General features: G+C 38.6%; 20 protein-coding genes and 1 pseudogene. 7 read left to right on the plus strand and 14 right to left on the minus strand.

The genetic code is table 11. The features are described 5' to 3' along the window. Window positions 1-153: 153 nt before the first annotated feature. A complete protein-coding gene (locus tag RRV45_RS18195; protein WP_315666071.1) occupies window positions 154-630 on the plus strand; it encodes a divergent PAP2 family protein in 477 nt (158 codons plus the stop codon). A gap of 39 nt (window positions 631-669) precedes the next feature. After that, window positions 670-1,458, plus strand: coding sequence for a cobalamin-binding protein (locus tag RRV45_RS18200; protein WP_315666072.1), 789 nt, complete (start codon window positions 670-672; stop codon window positions 1,456-1,458). Between the two features lie 63 nt (window positions 1,459-1,521). On the opposite strand, the gene RRV45_RS18205 is transcribed toward RRV45_RS18200, so the two are convergent. From RRV45_RS18205 to RRV45_RS18220, 4 genes are all read right to left on the minus strand, one after another. Next, entirely contained in the window at window positions 1,522-2,238 is a 717-nt protein-coding gene (locus RRV45_RS18205) for a 3D domain-containing protein (RefSeq protein ID WP_315666073.1), read from the minus strand. A 199-nt stretch (window positions 2,239-2,437) separates the two neighbouring features. Continuing rightward, window positions 2,438-2,761: a YuiB family protein gene (locus RRV45_RS18210; protein ID WP_315666074.1), complete on the minus strand. Its 324-nt coding sequence runs from the start codon at window positions 2,759-2,761 to the stop codon at window positions 2,438-2,440. Window positions 2,762-2,854: 93 nt separating this feature from the next. Continuing rightward, the gene (locus tag RRV45_RS18215; protein ID WP_315666075.1) at window positions 2,855-3,340 is read right to left on the minus strand and encodes an NUDIX hydrolase; all 486 of its coding nucleotides are present in this window, start codon (window positions 3,338-3,340) and stop codon (window positions 2,855-2,857) included. 147 nt (window positions 3,341-3,487) lie between these two features. Continuing rightward, window positions 3,488-4,705, minus strand: a complete 1,218-nt coding sequence (locus RRV45_RS18220; protein WP_315666076.1) for an NAD(P)/FAD-dependent oxidoreductase — start codon at window positions 4,703-4,705, stop codon at window positions 3,488-3,490. Window positions 4,706-5,069: 364 nt separating this feature from the next. Here RRV45_RS18220 and RRV45_RS18225 point away from each other — a divergent pair, with 364 nt between their 5' ends. Then, the gene (locus tag RRV45_RS18225; protein ID WP_315666077.1) at window positions 5,070-6,065 is read left to right on the plus strand and encodes an NAD(P)/FAD-dependent oxidoreductase; all 996 of its coding nucleotides are present in this window, start codon (window positions 5,070-5,072) and stop codon (window positions 6,063-6,065) included. Window positions 6,066-6,117: 52 nt separating this feature from the next. Here the strand turns inward: RRV45_RS18225 and RRV45_RS18230 are convergent, their stop codons facing one another. Beyond that, window positions 6,118-6,480, minus strand: a complete 363-nt coding sequence (locus tag RRV45_RS18230) for a HesB/IscA family protein (RefSeq protein ID WP_315666078.1) — start codon at window positions 6,478-6,480, stop codon at window positions 6,118-6,120. Between the two features lie 267 nt (window positions 6,481-6,747). Between RRV45_RS18230 and RRV45_RS18235 the strand changes: the two genes are divergently transcribed. After that, window positions 6,748-7,446, plus strand: coding sequence for a DUF2225 domain-containing protein (locus tag RRV45_RS18235; protein WP_315669081.1), 699 nt, complete (start codon window positions 6,748-6,750; stop codon window positions 7,444-7,446). Between the two features lie 85 nt (window positions 7,447-7,531). Here RRV45_RS18235 and RRV45_RS18240 read toward each other — a convergent pair whose 3' ends face one another. Next, window positions 7,532-7,771 carry a YuzB family protein gene (locus RRV45_RS18240; RefSeq protein WP_315666079.1) on the minus strand — a complete coding sequence of 80 codons (240 nt, stop codon included), beginning with the start codon at window positions 7,769-7,771 and terminating at the stop codon, window positions 7,532-7,534. Between the two features lie 401 nt (window positions 7,772-8,172). Here RRV45_RS18240 and RRV45_RS18245 point away from each other — a divergent pair, with 401 nt between their 5' ends. After that, complete coding sequence (locus tag RRV45_RS18245; protein WP_315666080.1) at window positions 8,173-9,240, plus strand: NAD(P)/FAD-dependent oxidoreductase; 1,068 nt, start codon at window positions 8,173-8,175, stop codon at window positions 9,238-9,240. A 111-nt stretch (window positions 9,241-9,351) separates the two neighbouring features. On the opposite strand, the gene RRV45_RS18250 is transcribed toward RRV45_RS18245, so the two are convergent. Continuing rightward, entirely contained in the window at window positions 9,352-9,675 is a 324-nt protein-coding gene (locus tag RRV45_RS18250) for a YuzD family protein (RefSeq protein ID WP_315666081.1), read from the minus strand. A gap of 165 nt (window positions 9,676-9,840) precedes the next feature. On the opposite strand from RRV45_RS18250, the pseudogene RRV45_RS18255 reads away from it, so the two are divergent. Beyond that, window positions 9,841-10,071: pseudogene (locus RRV45_RS18255) on the plus strand (NifU family protein); the annotation flags it as partial. A gap of 46 nt (window positions 10,072-10,117) precedes the next feature. Here the strand turns inward: RRV45_RS18255 and thrB are convergent. The 4 genes from thrB to yutH all read right to left on the minus strand — a co-directional run bounded on the left by thrB (window position 10,118) and on the right by yutH (window position 14,630). Then, entirely contained in the window at window positions 10,118-11,044 is a 927-nt protein-coding gene (gene thrB / locus RRV45_RS18260) for a homoserine kinase (protein ID WP_315666082.1), read from the minus strand. Further along, entirely contained in the window at window positions 11,041-12,105 is a 1,065-nt protein-coding gene (gene thrC, locus RRV45_RS18265; protein WP_315666083.1) for a threonine synthase, read from the minus strand. The genes thrB and thrC overlap by 4 nt, the downstream gene beginning before the upstream one ends. Next, window positions 12,102-13,400 (minus strand): homoserine dehydrogenase, encoded by a 1,299-nt coding sequence (locus RRV45_RS18270; protein ID WP_410489306.1) that lies wholly within the window; start codon window positions 13,398-13,400, stop codon window positions 12,102-12,104. Before RRV45_RS18270 ends, thrC begins: the two co-directional genes overlap by 4 nt. A gap of 225 nt (window positions 13,401-13,625) precedes the next feature. Beyond that, a complete protein-coding gene (gene yutH / locus RRV45_RS18275) occupies window positions 13,626-14,630 on the minus strand; it encodes a spore coat putative kinase YutH (protein ID WP_315666085.1) in 1,005 nt (334 codons plus the stop codon). Window positions 14,631-14,837: 207 nt separating this feature from the next. Between yutH and RRV45_RS18280 the strand changes: the two genes are divergently transcribed. Next, complete coding sequence (locus RRV45_RS18280; RefSeq protein ID WP_315666086.1) at window positions 14,838-15,338, plus strand: phosphatidylglycerophosphatase A family protein; 501 nt, start codon at window positions 14,838-14,840, stop codon at window positions 15,336-15,338. Between the two features lie 56 nt (window positions 15,339-15,394). Here the strand turns inward: RRV45_RS18280 and RRV45_RS18285 are convergent, their stop codons facing one another. The 3 genes from RRV45_RS18285 to RRV45_RS18295 are packed head-to-tail and all read right to left on the minus strand — an operon-like array spanning window position 15,395 to window position 18,199. Next, window positions 15,395-16,063 (minus strand): PIG-L deacetylase family protein, encoded by a 669-nt coding sequence (locus tag RRV45_RS18285; protein ID WP_315666087.1) that lies wholly within the window; start codon window positions 16,061-16,063, stop codon window positions 15,395-15,397. Then, a complete protein-coding gene (locus RRV45_RS18290; RefSeq protein WP_315666088.1) occupies window positions 16,060-17,025 on the minus strand; it encodes a methionyl-tRNA formyltransferase in 966 nt (321 codons plus the stop codon). Before RRV45_RS18290 ends, RRV45_RS18285 begins: the two co-directional genes overlap by 4 nt. 28 nt (window positions 17,026-17,053) lie before the next feature. Further along, window positions 17,054-18,199: an aminotransferase class I/II-fold pyridoxal phosphate-dependent enzyme gene (locus RRV45_RS18295; RefSeq protein ID WP_315666089.1), complete on the minus strand. Its 1,146-nt coding sequence runs from the start codon at window positions 18,197-18,199 to the stop codon at window positions 17,054-17,056. Window positions 18,200-18,215 lie beyond the last annotated feature (16 nt).

The raw sequence follows: 18,215 nt of genomic DNA on the forward strand, positions 1-18,215 counted from the left end.
CCCCTCCGCTTTTCCTTCTAAAACCATTGCACTATCAGAAAATTATTATTATCATTTTAACAAAAGGATTTAATTCTGCGCAAAGTTGTCGAAATTTTTCTAAAAAATCTGTAGAGTTAAATATGTTTCCTTTGTTTAAAAGGTGGTTAATAAATGGATTTATTATTGAATTTTCCTCTTTGGTCAGCCATTGCGGCTATCTTCTTTGCTCAATTTGTTAAAGTCCCGATTCACTTTATTGCTACAAGGAAGGTTAATTGGGCATTGCTTACGAGCACAGGCGGGATGCCAAGCTCTCACTCTGCAGCCGTAACCGCACTTTCAACTGGTGTTGCGCTAGAAACGGGTTTAGACTCACCAGTGTTTGCAATTTCTGCTGTATTTGCCATAATCACAATGTTTGATGCGACAGGAGTTCGTAGACAAGCAGGAGAACAAGCCATTGTATTAAATCAATTAATGTCAGATTTTAACCATTTTGTGGAAGAAGCAAAGGTTTGGCAAAAAAAAGGTGAACAAGAGAAAAGGAAGGAATTAAAGGAATTGCTTGGCCATAAACCAATAGAAGTTTTTTTTGGCGGCTTAACCGGCATTCTGTTAACACTTTTTCTACATTATATTATTTCTTAATAAATATCTGCTTAATGTTAATCAAAAGGTGTGAATTCATTGAGAATCGTTTCTATATGTCCAAGTAATACAGAGCTAGTGGAATATTTAGGTTTAACTCATCTTCTTGTAGGGGTTGATGATTTTTCTGACTGGCCAGAACAAATTAAGCATTTGCCCCGGCTAGGGCCAGATTTATCGATTCATATGGATAAAGTGGAAGAGTTGCAGCCAGATTTAGTTCTGGCATCTTTGAGTGTGCCTGGGATGGAAAAAAACATTGAAGAATTAGAGAAAAGAAACATCCCCCATATCATTCTAAATCCACAAAGCCTAAAAGATATTGAAAATGATTTAATTATTACCGCAAAAGCATTAGCTCAGCCTGAGGCCGGCGAAAAAGCTTCTTCGGTATTCCAATCACAAATCGAAGAATTAATAAAGATAGCAGCGAATATAGAGAAAAAGCCTTCTCTTTATTGGGAATGGTGGCCGAAGCCTGTCTTTACCCCAGGTCAAGTCAATTGGCTAACAGAAATTAGTCAACTTGCTGGAGCAGTTAACTTATTTAAAGATGTAGAATTGGCGAGTGTTCAAACAGATTGGGATGATGTATATCGCCGAAACCCCGATTATATTTGCCTTGCATGGGTTGGTGTTCGGAAGGAAAAAGTCAATCCTGATATAGTTAGGAAAAGACCGAAATGGGATCAGTTGGACGCTGTTCGAAATCAGCATATACTCGTTTTGGAGGAAGAACTATACTGCAGGCCATCTCCCCGTTTGATTGAAGGAGCGATTAGGCTTGCGAAAAAAATTCATCCTGAAGCTTATGCATCTATTCAATAGACCGCAAAAAAGGCAGTTATAAAAAACAGGCAAATTCGTTTTTAATGAATTTGCCTGTACTTTTTATTTTCGCTCTGATTTAATATATTGTTGACGAAAAACCTGCATGGATTCATTTTCATTTAAAGCATGTAATTCTTCTTCTGTAAGAGTTCCGTCACCCATCTCAACAACATAAACATCAATTGTCTTTTTTCCCCATTCATTATAAACATCATCAACTGTTTCAAAATATAGGTCAACCTTATTTCCTTTTATCGCTCCACCTTTGTCAGCAACGACTCCATACCCATAATCAGGAACAAAAATAATCGTTCCAATTGGGAATACATTCAAATCGGCTGCCACTGTTGAATACAAATCTCTTTTCACCTTCACGCCTGAATATGTAATACCGAATCCAGGATGACCAGGATTTTTTCCTGTTGATTCATAGAAAGCGGTATAGCCCGTAGCTATTACCTTTTTCACCGGATATTGTGACCAATCAATAGCTTCCTCTAATTTTGGCGGCGTTCCAGATACCGCTCGGCTAGAGGATATTTTTAAATCTACATTTACAATCTGCTTTAAATATTTATAGGCGATTCCCACACTCTTAAATGTATGACTAAAAGGATGGTCATCCGAATTCTTACTTTGACGAAAATCATCACTATTAAAATAATTGACAATAGATTTAGCCTGTACTCCAGATATGGATTGAAAGGTTGTTAATAATGCTGCTAAAAACAAAGTTGACATTACTAAACGTCTTGTCCAAGTTTTAATTCTATTCATTTAAATTTTCACTCCTCCCAAGAATATTCATTTCCAACTTTCATGAGAATATTCACAGAAGAGCCAAAAAAATAAATTAAATTATCTGAAAAAAGACTTTTATGATCCAAAAAGCCTGAATTATATAGGTTTTTCTTGATTTTTTTCAAATAAAAAAATCCCTGCTCAATACAGAGATTTCCTACTCATAGAAATTAGTCTAAAACATTTGATACCCTTTTTTACGAAGAACTTTAATCGTAATGCCGGCAACAATGGCACCTGCCATCCCACTGCTCAAAATCAGTACATCCGCTGTGGCAAGCTGGGATAGTTCACTTCCCAGACTAGAAAACGATTCTTTAGCATTTTGAAAATACTCGATAAAACGCACCTTATCAATTATTAGTATTGCAACAATTGGATAAATAATTGCCATGATCCATGACATTCTTAGCAGCATATTTAAAATAAATCCAATTCCAAAAAATAACACAAAGAACAGCAGCATGGAAATTGGCAATACGAAAATAGTCATCTGCATTGATTCCGTTCCTCCCTCAGCACATCAATAAATAGTTTACTGAATGTAGATTTGGGAGTCAATTATTATATTTAGTTAAATTGCCCTATTAGATTATAAAAATAACCGATATGCTGTATAGCCAAACTGATCTCCAGGGTTCATTCCATCCATTAATGGCTTTGCCGACGAATCCGAACGATTAGCTAAATATTTGAGTAGTATGGACGCATTTTCATCTTCAGCTAATTCTAGCGGATCGATAAACTGAACATCATAAAGCTCTCCATCCTGCACTTGAATTGTCTGCTCAGGCAAGGCTTCAAGCACGAAAATTATCATATTATCGCTAATCTCATCTTTAATAACTCCCGTCCTTAGACCAATCATCCCTTTAACAGTGCACTTAATTCCCGTTTCCTCTTCTACTTCCCGAATGACTGCTTCATCAGCAGTTTCGCCTGGGTCCACAAAGCCAGCTGGCAAGGACCAGCTTCCCTTTAGCCCTCCATATTTCTTTTTGACTACAAGCCATTTACTATCTGGTGAAATGACAAGCCCGGAAACCGCCAGCCAAACCTTTCCCCTTTTTTGGCTCATATTCAATCCCCCTTTTTGATTCTAAATTGATAGTACCATAAATTTTTTTGATTATATGCACGTTAAATCTTTTTATTTGCAGGTTTACTTTTATAAAAAAATAAAAAGCCTAAGAAATGTTTCCTCAGGCTTTTTATTTTATCGATTTTATAATAGATTAAATTTTCCTTTTTTCATTACTAGTGATGGGCCGCCAATCATATATAGGGCACGGTTGTCGACCATTTTCTTCATAAATGAAGCTTTCGCCCCAAACATTTTCTTCCCGAACGCAACACCAATTGCATCGTCTTCCCCTAGTGAACATACAGTTCCTTTAATGTCTGGCTTGAACGATTCAAGCTCGGTTTTATTGCGAATAAGAGCTGTAATGTTTCTAGCACAAACCTCTCCCTGCTGCATGGCAATTTGTGCAGTTGGAGGGTAAGGACGGTTAATTTCTTCGTTAATGATAAGGGAGCAATCCCCAATAATGAATACATTTTCATGACCAGGTGCTCTTAAATCTGGCTGGACTTTTACACGGCCTCGCATAGCCTCAAAGCCTGATTTCTCAATTAAAGAGTTTCCGCGAACACCCGCTGCCCAGATCACCGTACCTGCTTTAATTTCTTCTAACTCATCCTCGCCTTTGCTTACGAATATTCCTTCAGGTGTACATTCCTTAATCGCTGTGCCAATGCGGAATTCTACGCCCTTTTTCTCCAAATGTGCCACAGCATACTCCACTAGCTCTGGGTCAAACCCAGGCAGAACCATTGGTGCTGCTTCAACACAGATGACCTTTACCTTCTGAAAATTAACGTCATACTCACTGCAAAGCTCCGGAAGGCGGTTTCCTAATTCACCAAGAAATTCGATTCCAGTGAAGCCAGCTCCCCCAACAACAATCGTTAGACGCTCATCCTTCTTCTCAGCTTCCGTATTATAAGTAGCAAATTGATATTCGATATGCTCACGGATTTGTCGTGCCGAGTTCACGTTCACAATTGAAAAGGCATACTCTTTCAAGCCCTTTATGCCAAATGTTTCAGATTCACCGCCAAGAGCAACGACTAAATAATCATAATCAATCTCGCCATTTGCAAGAATGACCTTTTTCTCTTCCGTTTTCACTTCCACTGCGGTATCTATAATAAAATCAACTTTGTTTTGATCAATAACCGTTTTAATATCATATCTCACTCGATCATGGTGAAGAGTACCTGCAGATGCCTCGTGCAGCCACGTTGTTTCATAATGATAATCATTTTTGTTAACTAAAACGATATCAGCTTCATTGACTCCTATTGCCTTTTGCAACCGAGTCGCAGTCATTAAACCACCATAACCTGCACCTAATATAACAATCTTTTGCTTTCTCAATGTATATCTTCCACCTTTTAGAAAATTTTATTTATTATTATCTGTTTTCAATTACTCTTAATACATTAAGAATATCAAGAGTTTGTGATGTAATTCACTAAAGATGTCAAAAAAAATTAAGAAATTTGTCACAAAAAATTAACATTCTATCTACCATCATATTATTCGTTTTTTATTTGGATTTCAAGCCTAAAAACGGCAGGGGGAAATATTCGGAAAATTCAGTTCATAATTAACAAAATGTATTGTGATAATGGTAAAATATTTGTTTATTCATAATATTTTTAACAAGGAAGTGAGCTTTGTAATATAATATGTTATTATATACTGTGAAATTGCACTATTATAGATGGGGGGAGATAAAGTGAAAGAAGATAAAAAAGTGTATGATATAACGATTATTGGCGGAGGTCCTGCTGGTTTATTTACTGCTTTCTATGGCGGAATGAGACAGGCTTCTGTTAAAATTATAGAAAGCTTGCCACAGCTTGGCGGCCAATTATCAGCCCTATATCCAGAGAAGTACATATATGATGTAGCAGGATTTCCTAAAGTTCGCGCCCAAGAATTAATTAATAATTTGAAAGAGCAAATGGCCAAATTCGAACCGGCAACAGCACTTGAACAATCTGTAGAGAAGCTTGAGAAGCAGGAAGACGGAATTTTTAAGCTAACAACGAATAAAGAAATTCATTATACTAAAACAGTAATTATTACGGCAGGAAACGGTGCCTTCCAACCGCGACGCCTGGAATTAGAAAGTGCTGCACAATATGAAGGGAAAAACCTTCACTATTTTATTGATGACCTAAAGCAATTTGCTGGTCAAAAGGTTGTTGTATTTGGCGGAGGGGACTCTGCAGTTGACTGGGCGCTTATGCTAGAGCCGATTGCTGAAAAGGTAACCATCGTTCACCGTCGGGATAAATTCCGTGCCCATGAGCATAGCGTTGAAAATCTTCATAATTCTAAAGTTGATATAAAAACACCATTTGTCCCAGCAGAATTAATCGGAGATGACAAGGGTATTAAGCAAGTTGTGCTAGAAGGTGTTAATGATAAGTCAAAAGAAACGATTGATGTAGACGCGGTCATCTGTAACTACGGTTTTGTTTCTTCCCTTGGTCCAATTAAAGAATGGGGCCTTGACATTGAAAAGAACTCCATCGTTGTCAATTCCAAAATGGAAACAAATATTCCAGGCATTTATGCAGCAGGAGATATTTGCACATATGAGGGGAAAGTAAAGCTAATCGCATGCGGCTTTGGTGAAGCACCAACAGCGGTCAACAATGCAAAGGCATATATTGATCCAAAAGCAAAAATCCAGCCAATGCATAGCAGCTCCATGTTTGATTAAATCATACAAGGGTGCTTATAAGGCAAGGGTGCTTATAAGGCACCCTATTTTATTAACATTCCTCTGGCGTACCAGCTGCTGTTGCCGTACGGAATGATGACCCGCACCCGCATGATGCAATCGCATTCGGGTTATCAATCGTGAACCCGCCACCCATCATCGATTGCTTATAATCAATTTTCGTTCCATTCAGGATCGGTGCGTCCTCTTTGCTAACAACAATCTTGATCCCATGCTGCTCAAATTGGCTATCATTTTCTTCTACTTCATGGGCAAAACCCATTCCATAAGATAATCCGCTGCATCCCCCGCCTTTTACAGAAACCCTTAATAAGGCATTTTCCTCTTCATTAGCCTTCATCATTTCCTTAATTTGCGAAGCAGCAGCATCTGTCAAAATAACAACATCACTCATTTATCTTCACTTCCTTAATTCATTTATTGTTGAAATCTTATTTTAAACTTTTTCACGGTATAAACTATGAAAACTCCCTCTTTCTATAATAGTATATACACTACAGTTCGTGACCTCAACTAATCAGTTTTATTCAAATTTCATTTCAATTGATGTACCAAGGTTAGATGAATTAGTGCTTTTATCATGCAACGGAGGATATTTTTAGTTATAATGGTATATATATCTTGCAGCACACCTAATTCATTTTTCCTAGGAGCGATCATGATGACTGAAATTGAACCCATCTTCGACAAAAAGTGCGAATGTAGAATGTGCAAAAAATCGTTTACTAGTAAAAAGCTGCGTTCCAGGTTTACAAAGGTAAAGGACTATGATACTGATTTCTGCCCTAATTATACCTCTGAGGAAGCAAATCCGATTCTTTATCACGTTGAGGTATGCCCTCATTGCGGATATTCTTCAACAAGCGATTTTTCTCCTTATTTTCCACCCGGAACCATTGAAGTCATACAAGCTAAGGTCTGCGACCAATGGAATCCCCATGATCTTGGACAGAAGCGAAAATTAGGAGATGCTATCAAAACATATAAATTAGCCGTCTATTGCGGCTTGCTGAAAAAAGAGAAGTATATCACTATTGCTGGCATGTACATGAGGTTAGCGTGGATTTATCGGAGCCTGCAGAATGAGGAACAGGAGCAAAGATTTTTGAAGCTGGCTTCAAAAACATATGTAGACTCTTATATGGCAGATGATTTTAGAGGAACACAAGTATCTGAAGTTAAGCTTATGTATTTAATAGGCGAGCTTTCTAGACGCACCCATCAAAATGATCAGGCTGTTAAATTCTTTTCCAAGGTGATTGAGCAGCAAAACCGGTCCATCGAATCGGGTATTATCGAAATGGCTAGAGAAAGATGGTATGAAATGCGTGACAGCCAGAAGACAGCGAACCAAGCATAAAAAAAGGGGGATAAGAAGAAATGCCAACCTTTTCATGACATAATGAAAAGGCAAAATCTTCTTTTCTCCCTATTTGTTTAATATATTAAAACATTGGATTTCCCTCTAAATATTGATAGATATTTTGAACTAGCTCATCAGGAGTCTCTCCTGTAACGACCTCGCCATTTACGAGAGCAAATAAAGTAGATGCACATTTCCCGCAGTAGCCTAAACATCCATATTCAATAACATCAAGGTCATAATCCTTCTCTAGTATTTCCAGCGCCTTTTGAGATCCACTTGCTAAATTGCTGACACAAAACTCAATGATGGGCTTTATCACTACGATCACCTCAGTCTGAAGCTATCAATTCGAATACTTCTTTTTAATCATGAACCCTTTTCCATGCTACCTTTTTTCATCGATTTCTGCAATATTTTCACTTTAATAATGGTTAACCGCCATCTGCTCACATATTCTAGAATGTTTTTGTCCCGAATAAAATCCGTTCCCATGTATGTATAGGGCTAGAAATCAATAGTATTGCTGATATAGCCTTTAATAAAGAAGGAACAATATAAAGATTTTCATCAATACATCATATGGCTATTATTGTCAAGCTACAATGTTATTAAGGTTGTGATTTTATGACATTTTAGATATACTTTCTATGGGATAAGCGATTTATATATACTATTTCAGCACAGTTTTTTTTACAGAGCGGACATAAAAGGGGATACAATATGAAAAAACTTGTAATACTTGGCGGTGGCTATGGGGGAATGAGGGCACTTGAACGTCTTCTTCCTAATCAGCTGCCAGATGATGTTTCCATTACTTTAATCGATCGGGTTCCTTATCATTGTTTAAAAACAGAGTATTACGCATTAGCAGCTGGGACCATCTCTGATCAACAAGTACGGGTGGCCTATCCCGAGCACCCAAGACTCGAAATAAAATTTGGCGAAATCACCGGCATTGATCTTGAAAACAAAAAGGTTACCTTGCTTGACAACACATCGGTTCGTTATGATGATTTAATTATCGGTTTAGGCTGTGAAGATAAATATCATAATGTACCTGGTGCAAATGAATTCACACTAAGTATTCAAACCATTGAAAAGTCTCGTGCAACATACCAAGCTTTAAATAACTTATCTCCAGGGTCCGTTGTTGGTATTGTCGGTGCTGGATTAAGCGGGGTTGAGATTGCATCAGAACTTTACGAAAGCCGTCCGGATTTAAACATTAAATTATTTGATAGAGGGAATCATATCCTTTCTGCCTTCCCTGAAAGATTAAGCATGTATGTTGAAAACTGGTTTAACAGCAATGGGATAGAAATTATTAGTCATTCAAATATTACCCGTGTAGAAGAAAATGTTCTTTTTAATCATGATGAGCCGATTCCATGTAATGCAATCGTTTGGACCGCTGGCATTCAGCCTAATAAGATCGTTCGTGATATGGATGTGGAAAAAGATCCACAAGGGCGGGTTGTGCTTACTAAGTATCATAACCTCCCCTCAGATGAACATGTGTATGTTGTTGGGGACTGTGCAAGCCTTCCACATGCACCAAGCGCCCAGCTGGCTGAAGGACAGGCTGAGCAAATTGTTCAAGTCCTATTGAAACGATGGAAAAGTGAAGAACTTCCAGAATCACTGCCAACGATAAAGCTAAAAGGGGTACTTGGCTCCCTTGGCAGTAAGCACGGATTCGGAGTCGTAGCCGATCGAGCCATTACAGGCCGAGTAGCAAGACTTCTGAAATCAGGAATTCTTTGGATGTATAAATTTCACCGGGGATAAGACCATAGAATCACATTCGGGATATCTTGTATAATTGATACTTTTTTTAAAAAAAAAGGTGGATACGCCTTGAAAAAAATGAGCATCTCCCTCGGGAAATGCTCTTTTTTTCTACTCTGCTTTATATCCGTGTTTTTCCATTACTGAATAAATGGTTTTTAGCTTTGGATTGCCTTCCCCAACTACCTCATCTTCAATTAGGACGACCGGGTAAAACATATCCTCTTCAATTACCCTTTGAGCAAATTCCTGTTTCTCAGCTTCTTCAGGTGGATTGTGGATGTCCACATACGTAATTTTGAAAGGCTGGTCTGGATACTTTCGGCTTAGCGCAGCTTGAAGCCACTCATATGTTTCCTTTGAGGAAGGAAGGTTTACACAGCTTGGACATAATACCTCTGCTCCATAAACAGTTAATTCCACTTCTCTTTGCATTCCCTTTTCCCCCTTTAAATGAATCTTATATTCATTTTACATGATAATGACGTTAGAAACCTTACTAAATTTCGATTTGAGCGGAAATCCATTTCTTTAAATAGATTTTTCAACTCATAATGATTATAATAAATATAAAGAAAGGAGTAGATTTAAATGGCTGAACAAACAACAATGATTGAGCAAGTTCAAGAAGTATTAGATAAATTGCGTCCATTCCTTCTACGCGATGGAGGAGACTGCGAACTAGTTGATGTAGAGGATGGAATCGTAAAGCTGCGCTTACTGGGCGCATGCGGTACTTGCCCAAGTTCAACGATCACACTAAAAGCAGGTATCGAACGTGCATTATTAGAAGAAGTACCTGGTGTTGTAGAGGTTGAACAAGTATTCTGATGCTTGATATGGTAAAAGCGATGTCTCGTCTGACATCGCTTTTTTATTATTTACATAGAAGACCGTTTCGTGATTCAGTATAGACCTGACTGCCGACCTGATCAATTTTCAAGCTGCGGCAATCCATTTCTGGAAACAGCTTAGATAATCCTTCTGCAACAGCTTTCCCTTTGCCTTCCTCCGCCAAACATAGCACGGTTGGACCCGCACCACTCAAAGCTACCCCAAAAGCGCCAAGTTCAATTGCATTTTCCTCAATAATGGCCATATGAGGAACTAGCTCTTTCCGGTAAGGATGATGATATAAATCTGCCTTCATCATTTTTCCAGCAAGCTCAAAATTGCTGCTGAATAGAGCTGCAATGAGAACATTCCCGATGGCCCCTGCTTGTACCGCTTCACTATAGGAAAGGCTGCTAGGCAAAACGCCCCGGGACTCCTTCGTTAAAAGCTCATCTTTAGGAACAACGGCAATTACATCAAGTGCTAAATGATTAAAGACTTCAGCACTTACATCTTCTCCTCTTTGACAGCCGACTACTAATCCCCCTAAAAGGGAGGCGCCGACATTATCAGGATGACCTTCGATTCGAGAAGCCAATTCCAATTTCTCCTGCTCTGATAAATGAAGATTGCAGAGGGCATCCGCTAATTCAATTCCAGCGACAATAGCTGCAGCACTAGAGCCTAAACCTCTTGCGAGAGGAATATCGCTGCTTACGCTAATTTTACAGCTAGGCAGCTTTTGATTATATGTTTCTGCTGTCTTCATAGCAATTTGAATTATATAATTTGTTTCATCATTTGGAAATACATTCAAGTGCTCAGATAAAGGGACAACCTCCCAATGATCTGCTCCTTCAACCTCAAGAGTTAAATATACATTTAGTGCAAGCCCAATTGAATCAAATCCAGGTCCTAAGTTTGCGGAGCTTCCCGGGACTTTAATGATGAGCATTTCCCCTTCGCTCATACATGGACAACTCCCTTAATATGTTCAGCCACCGCAACCTCATCATTTGGAAGCACAATAGGCTTAATAGGGCTGCATTCGATCGCCACATTCGGATCCTTCAGGCCATTTCCTGTAAGAATGGCAACCACTCTAGAATGCTGCGGAATTTCTCCATTTCGCAGCTGTTTATAAATACCCGCTAATGAGGCACATGATGCCGGCTCAGCAAAAATTCCTTCAGTAGAAGCAAGCTTTCTATACATATAGAGAATTTCTTCATCACTTACTTCATCAATCTTTCCATTGGATTCTTCTAAAGCTGCATTAGCTAAGCTCCAGCTTGCAGGATTGCCGATTCGAATTGCAGTCGCAATGGTTTCAGGATCTTCAAATACTTTATTATGAACGATCGCAGCTGCACCTTCTGCTTCAAATCCATGCATTTTTGGCAGCCCTGTTTGCTTCGCTTCATTGTATTCCTTAAAGCCCTTCCAGTACGCACTAATGTTGCCTGCATTTCCGACAGGAAGTGCAAGAATATCCGGTGCTTTGCCGCCAAGCTGATCACAAATTTCAAAGGCGCCTGTTTTCTGGCCTTCAAGGCGGTATGGGTTCACAGAGTTTACGAGAGTAATAGGCTCTGTTTCACTGATTTTTCTAACCATCGCCAATGCTTGGTCGAAGTTTCCTTCAATTGAGATAATCTCTGCACCATACATAACAGCCTGCGCTAGCTTGCCCATCGCAATTTTCCCCTCTGGAATAACAACAATGCAACGAAGCCCAGCTCGTGCCGCATATGCTGCTGCAGCTGCCGATGTATTCCCTGTGGAAGCACAAATGACGGTTTCACTCCCCTCTTCCTTCGCTTTTGCTACAGCCATAACCATCCCACGGTCTTTAAAGGAACCAGTCGGATTTGTGCCTTCTGTTTTCACATATAGGTCAATTCCCCATTCATCAGAAAGCTTATCAAGTCTAATTAATGGTGTATTACCTTCATTCAATGTTAGTAGTGGTGTGTTTTCGTTAATTGGCAAATACTCTTTATATGCTTTTAGTAATCCTTCCCATCTCATACACTTGCGCTCCCCTCAACTCGATACGAGCTTTCGATTGTTTGTACAGCCTGTAAATCTCTTAATTTAACTAAAATATCTTGATAATCTTGTAATGAAGCCTGATGAGTAACCAGAACGATCTCTGCAAGCTCTTTATTTTTCAGCGGCATTTGAAGGATTTTTTCAAAGCTCACATGGTGTTCTGAGAAAATCGAAGTAATATTCGCGAAAACGCCTACTTCATCTTTTACATGCAAGCGTAAGAAATACTTCGAGAAAATTTCATTTGGACCCATCAGCTGCTTTTCGAATTGCGGAGTAACAGCGCTTTTTCCAGTTACACCTAAACGCATATTTTTCATCACAGCAACTAAATCTGAAACTACAGCTGTAGCTGTTGGCAAGCTTCCAGCTCCTGGTCCATAAAACATTGTTTCGCCTACAGCTTCTCCATGAACATAAACAGCATTGAATTCATCATGAACAGATGCAAGTGGATGTGTGTCAGCTAACAAAGTCGGCTGAACACTTACCGCCACTTTATCCCCATCTCTTTCAGCCATCCCGATAAGCTTCATCGTATAGCCAAGCTGGCGGCCATACTGCAAGTCTTCCTCTGTGACGTTAGAAATCCCCTCAGCCTTAACATCATCTAAATCTATTTCCATGGAAAAACCAAGCGTTGCCAGTATAGCCATTTTTCTTGCGGCATCTAGTCCCTCAACATCAGAAGTCGGGTCAGCCTCTGCATAGCCAAGCTCTTGTGCTTCTTTTAGAACATCTTCGTAGGCACTGCCGTTCTTGCTCATCTTTGTTAAAATAAAGTTCGTTGTTCCGTTTACAATTCCCATCATTTTCGTAATTCTATCTGAAGCCAAACCATCCACAAGGCTTCTTAAAATCGGGATTCCCCCGCCAACACTCGCCTCGTAAAATAGATCACAGTCATGCTCTGAAGCAATCTTTAAAAGCTCTGAGCCATGTACAGCCATTAAATCCTTGTTTGCCGTTACGACATGCTTTCGATTTTTCAAAGCCTTCATAATATAATCCTTCGTTTCACCAACGCCGCCCATTACTTCAATAACGACATCAATTTCAGGATCATTAATGATATCTTCCGGATCTATCGTTAACTTTTCTGCAGATATTTCTACTGATCTTGCTTTATTTAAATCCTTAACAAGGATCTTCTTCACTTTTACGGGACAGCCTATTTGGTGCATAAGCTTATCCTGATGATTTTCAATAATCGTGACGACACCTGAACCAACTGTTCCTAACCCTAATAATCCGATCGAGATTGCGTTCACTTTCATTCCCCTCTCAAGTTGTTCTTTCTGTATGTACATTTGTATTTGTATAGTAGACATTATAGAGGGAAATATCCATTTTTACAATAGTTATTTTCAGACTAATATGGATGTAATCGCTTACTACTGCGGATTTACAGAAAAAATTTTTTATAAAAAAAAAGCGACTCAAATGAAGTCGCTTAGAAAATTGGCATTGGGACAATGAACAGTTCCCTTATCACATTATTTTTTCAGCCAGCCGATCAGGGGTATTCTAAACTTTTGTACAGGCACTTCGGCAAAATCATAGAAGCTTCCTAAAAAGCGCTCATGCTCATCGGATTGCTGGAGAAACTTATGCAGTCTTTCTTCGAGTGTGTTTTTCTCTTGCTCTGAGCTAGATCCATAATACGTTTCAATGCAATAAAAATAATGAAGCGGAAACAAAAGACGGGCAAAATATAGTCTCCAAGAGAAAGGGGTTAATGGAACGATACTTTGATAATCCTTCATAAACTGCCGGAGCACTGGCTCGTACGTTTTAATATTGCGGAAATATTTCTCTCTCGTCCATTCTGCAAGATCTCTTGACGAATGATCAAAGACCCAATCAAATGGATTTTTCATATAATAAGTGTGGTCCCATATTTTTTCCGTGAATCGTATATGGCAAATCGTGCCACTATCCGTTGCGCCCGGGTTATCATCAATTTCTGTGTCCACAATATATTGAATGGCATTTTCAGCAATCCCCCTATAATAAGGAAATGATTCTAAAAACATCTGGTCAAATTCATGTTCTGGCTGTTGAAAGAGCATTTCATTCCATACTTTTTCCATTTGATCTAATCTTGTTTCCCACAATTGCTTCCACTGACCAATCCTGCTAACCTTTTTTACTGGAAACGAAACCGACCTGCCCCTGAAATGAAACTTCGCTAGCTTTCTTCCGCTTCGCTGTAATTTTCGATTTTGCACCTGTTTATTCATAAGAACACAATATCTTCCGTTTTCCCATTCACTAAATTGTTTTCCTTCCTTTGTCTTAATGATAGTACCGCAATATTTTTCACCGCTCTTAACTAGATGATCTGTGAGCATATTTAATTCACTAAGCTCGTCTTCCGTCATACCGCCAATTGGGACAAGAATATAAATTTGTTCCTGACTCCTGTATGCTTTGTACTTTCCAATTCTGACTTCATCATCAGCCTGTAGTCCGTATTGCGATTTAAGCAGTTTTAACATTTCACACCGCCTTATAAAGGTAATGAACTCCTTAACGAAATATATGTATAGAAATAGCAGAACTTGTGCTTTTCTTGAATAACTAGTTGTATGAAGGCAAAAATGAGAAGGATGTCCATTTTTCGACTCCTAAACATAAGGACGATGGAATAATTTCTATAAATAGGTTATATATATATTGAAACTAACAGGAAAAAGGTGGAGCCGATGAACGAAGAAAAAAGTGTAGATTTGATTGAGCAAACAGCGCGCAAATGGCTGCAGGAACGGGGAGTATCAATTCAGGATATTGCAGAATTAGTCTTTTTCCTCCAAGAAAAATATCACCCAGATTTACAAATGTCAGTTTGCATTGAAAATGTGGAACGTGTCCTATCCAAAAGGGAAGTCCAAAACGCAGTCTTAACTGGCATCCAGCTAGATGTCCTTGCTGAAAAGAAACAACTGTCAGAACCGCTTCAGCATGTAGTTGAAATTGATGAAGGTCTGTATGGTGTGGACGAGGTACTAGCCTTATCTATTGTGAATGTATATGGATCGATTGGCTTTACTAATTTTGGCTATATTGATAAGTTAAAACCCGGAATATTAAAAGATCTGAATGATAAATCCTCTGGAAAAGTCCATACCTTTTTAGATGATATTGTTGGAGCGATTGCAGCGGCTGCATCTAGCCGGTTGGCACATAGGGCGCATGGGGCAAAGTAAAAAAGATGGAGAGCAAGCTCTCCATCTTTTTTACTGATTCATTTGTTTTTTTCACTTTATCTAATCTCTCTAACGAGCATAAACGCTTCTGCTGCTTCCACACCAATATGGCTTCCCCAATAATTAGCATGAATTTTAATAGCTTCAAGGGATCTTGGATGTGGGTACTTTCTCATTTCACTCTTGTATTCATTAAGTGCCTTCAGCTTTTTTTCTAAGAAACTAGTAATATCTACATACATATTAGGCATAAAAGCCGTATGTCCCTGCTGAACATTCCATTCTGTTGAAGAAGGAGTATTATAGCAGATTACTTTCTTAACGGCAAAATCTGCTGATGGGCGAACAGCAACCATTGTAGAGTCAAAAATGACTCGATGGTCTTTGTTAACATCACCATAGAAGTGTGTGTATACCACTTCGGGCTGAAGCTTATGAATCGCTTTTGTTATTGGATTATTGACTTCAATATGTGCCAGTGTATCCAGCCTCATGTCAGGGAAATTGACGAAATGTATGTTCCCAATATTCAAAATATCTTTAACCTTTGACATTTCCTTTTTCTTTTGTTTAATCATTTCTGGCCGATCTTTATATTGAGTAGAAGAGCCTTCTGTTACCATTAAAATGTGCACTTCATCGCCTTGGCTTGTATGCTTGGCAATCGTTCCGCCGAGACCGAGTATTTCATCATCCGGATGTGCCGCAATCACTAAGACTCTCATGATAACAACTCCTCAATTAATTCTGCCAGATTAATTCCTAGCTTATATCCAATTAAACTAATGAAATCACCACTTATTCCATTATTGCCTTCATATGATACTTCCTTAAGTTCAAGGACGCCATCAATTGTCTTTATCCACACTGTCTGACTCTCTGTAACTTTTAGAATTTGTCCTGGAATGGCAATAAATTCAGTTGATTTCACTATAGATGCTTCCCAAATGATAAGCTTTTTCTTCTTATAATAAGTATAAGCTCCCGGATACGGGTATGTTGTCGCTCGGATTAGCCTGTCAATTTCATGTGTACTCATTGTCTCCCAATTAATAAAGCCGTCAGTCGGAATACGTTTTGTCGTGTAAGTCGCCAGATTCTCACTTTGAGGAGTGGCACTGACTGTTCCTTTTTTTACATGTGGGGCAATTTCTTTTAATATGTCTCTAAGACTGCAAACAGCCTTATTATAGAGAGTCTTGGATGTTTCATTAGGATGTATAGTAAATTGCCTTTGAGATATAATGGCTCCTGAGTCTGCACCTTCCTCCAAGTAGAAAACACTCATGCCACTTATTTTATCTTCATTTATGATTGCCCACGGTAACGAGGCTCTTCCGCGGCCTTTTGGAAGTAATGATGGATGAGCGCCAATACACCCTAAAGGTGGAAGGTCCAAGATTTCTCGCTTTACTAGTTGAGAGAGGCCAATAACAAAAATATAATCTGGAGCCATTATTCTTAGTTTATGAATGACATGCTCATCGTTTACATTTCTGAAGGTGTAATATGGCACGAAGAACCTTTCACAAAGAGGCTTTAAATCTGCATAATCTGAAACACCTTTCGAATAGGCCTTATCCAGCGTAAAAACACCTGTTATACCTACCTGATTCTCCAATAATTCTTCCAAAGCTTCATAGCTAGACATAACCGTCCCAATAAATGCTGCCTTCTTTATTGTCATCACCTGCTTTTATGATGATGGGCCCCATTCATAAACCTAATTCTAGGGCTATTTTAAAATTTTCAATCACTCGATACTGATCCTCTAAAGTTAGATTCGATCCTGAAGGAATGCAAATCCCACGATTAAATAAGTCGATAGAAAAGTTTTTATTTTCAAAATGATTATAGCAATGATAATCCTTGAATACTGGCTGCAGATGTAATGGTTTCCAAATGGGTCTAGCCTCGATATTTTTTTCACTTAAAAATTTTATCAATTTATTTGGGCTAATTTTGATTATTTTGCTATCCATTGTAAGAGCAGTTAACCATCTATTTGACTTTGTCTCCTTTAATTCAGGCATAAATTCTATACCTGGTATATTTCCTAATTCCGACATGTATCTTTCGAATACTTTCCTTCTTAAATGTATTCGCTCTTCCAGCCCTTCAAGCTGTGCTCTGCCTACCCCTGCTAATAAATTACTCATTCGATAATTATAACCAACATATTTATGTTCATAATGAATTTCCGGTTCTCTTGCCTGTGCCGCTAAAAACCTTGCTCTTTTTAATTCATCGAGATTGTCTGAAACGAGTGCCCCTCCACCTGATGTGGTAATGATTTTATTGCCATTAAAAGAATAAATTCCAAATTCACCAAAGGTTCCAGTTTGCTTTCCTTTATATAAACTTCCCATTGATTCTGCAGCATCTTCAATGATCGGAATGCTATAATAGCCGCATATATTTAGGATTTCGTCTAATTTAGCAGGCTGGCCAAATAAATGAACAACAATTACCGCTTTAGGTAATTTATTATTTTTCTTTGCATCATCCAAAGCTTTTTCTAACGCTGCAGGAGAAATATTCCATGTATCTGGTTCGGAATCTATAAAAATAGGAGTAGCACCTTGATATACAATTGGATTGGCACTTGCAATAAAAGTTAGAGTCGAACAAAAGACGGTATCCCCTTTACCTACCCCGAGTAAATTAAGTGCCAAATGTATGGCAGCTGTGCCAGAACTTAATGCTACTGCGTCCTTAGAACCAACATACTGAGTGATTTCCTTTTCAAAGTGATCAACATTTGGTCCGAGTGGAGCTACCCAATTAGATTCAAAAGATTGATTAATATACTCTTTCTCCTTCCCAGTCATATGCGGAGTGGAAAGATAGATTTTTTTCATCTATTTACACCTCTTA

Source organism: Bacillus sp. DTU_2020_1000418_1_SI_GHA_SEK_038, from assembly GCF_032341175.1.
Taxonomy (GTDB): domain Bacteria; phylum Bacillota; class Bacilli; order Bacillales; family Cytobacillaceae; genus Cytobacillus.

Excerpts from the sequence above, each read along its gene's own strand:
- RRV45_RS18195 (WP_315666071.1), top strand. The coding sequence starts at position 154 with ATGGATTTATTATTGAATTTTCCTCTTTGGTCAGCCATTGCGGCTATC.
- RRV45_RS18205 (WP_315666073.1), bottom strand. The coding sequence starts at position 2,238 with ATGAATAGAATTAAAACTTGGACAAGACGTTTAGTAATGTCAACTTTG.
- RRV45_RS18210 (WP_315666074.1), bottom strand. The coding sequence starts at position 2,761 with ATGCAGATGACTATTTTCGTATTGCCAATTTCCATGCTGCTGTTCTTT.
- RRV45_RS18215 (WP_315666075.1), bottom strand. The coding sequence starts at position 3,340 with ATGAGCCAAAAAAGGGGAAAGGTTTGGCTGGCGGTTTCCGGGCTTGTC.
- RRV45_RS18230 (WP_315666078.1), bottom strand. The coding sequence starts at position 6,480 with ATGAGTGATGTTGTTATTTTGACAGATGCTGCTGCTTCGCAAATTAAG.
- RRV45_RS18235 (WP_315669081.1), top strand. The coding sequence starts at position 6,748 with ATGACTGAAATTGAACCCATCTTCGACAAAAAGTGCGAATGTAGAATG.
- RRV45_RS18245 (WP_315666080.1), top strand. The coding sequence starts at position 8,173 with ATGAAAAAACTTGTAATACTTGGCGGTGGCTATGGGGGAATGAGGGCA.
- RRV45_RS18250 (WP_315666081.1), bottom strand. The coding sequence starts at position 9,675 with ATGCAAAGAGAAGTGGAATTAACTGTTTATGGAGCAGAGGTATTATGT.
- thrB (WP_315666082.1), bottom strand. The coding sequence starts at position 11,044 with ATGAGCGAAGGGGAAATGCTCATCATTAAAGTCCCGGGAAGCTCCGCA.
- thrC (WP_315666083.1), bottom strand. The coding sequence starts at position 12,105 with ATGAGATGGGAAGGATTACTAAAAGCATATAAAGAGTATTTGCCAATT.
- yutH (WP_315666085.1), bottom strand. The coding sequence starts at position 14,630 with ATGTTAAAACTGCTTAAATCGCAATACGGACTACAGGCTGATGATGAA.
- RRV45_RS18280 (WP_315666086.1), top strand. The coding sequence starts at position 14,838 with ATGAACGAAGAAAAAAGTGTAGATTTGATTGAGCAAACAGCGCGCAAA.
- RRV45_RS18285 (WP_315666087.1), bottom strand. The coding sequence starts at position 16,063 with ATGAGAGTCTTAGTGATTGCGGCACATCCGGATGATGAAATACTCGGT.
- RRV45_RS18290 (WP_315666088.1), bottom strand. The coding sequence starts at position 17,025 with ATGACAATAAAGAAGGCAGCATTTATTGGGACGGTTATGTCTAGCTAT.
- RRV45_RS18295 (WP_315666089.1), bottom strand. The coding sequence starts at position 18,199 with ATGAAAAAAATCTATCTTTCCACTCCGCATATGACTGGGAAGGAGAAA.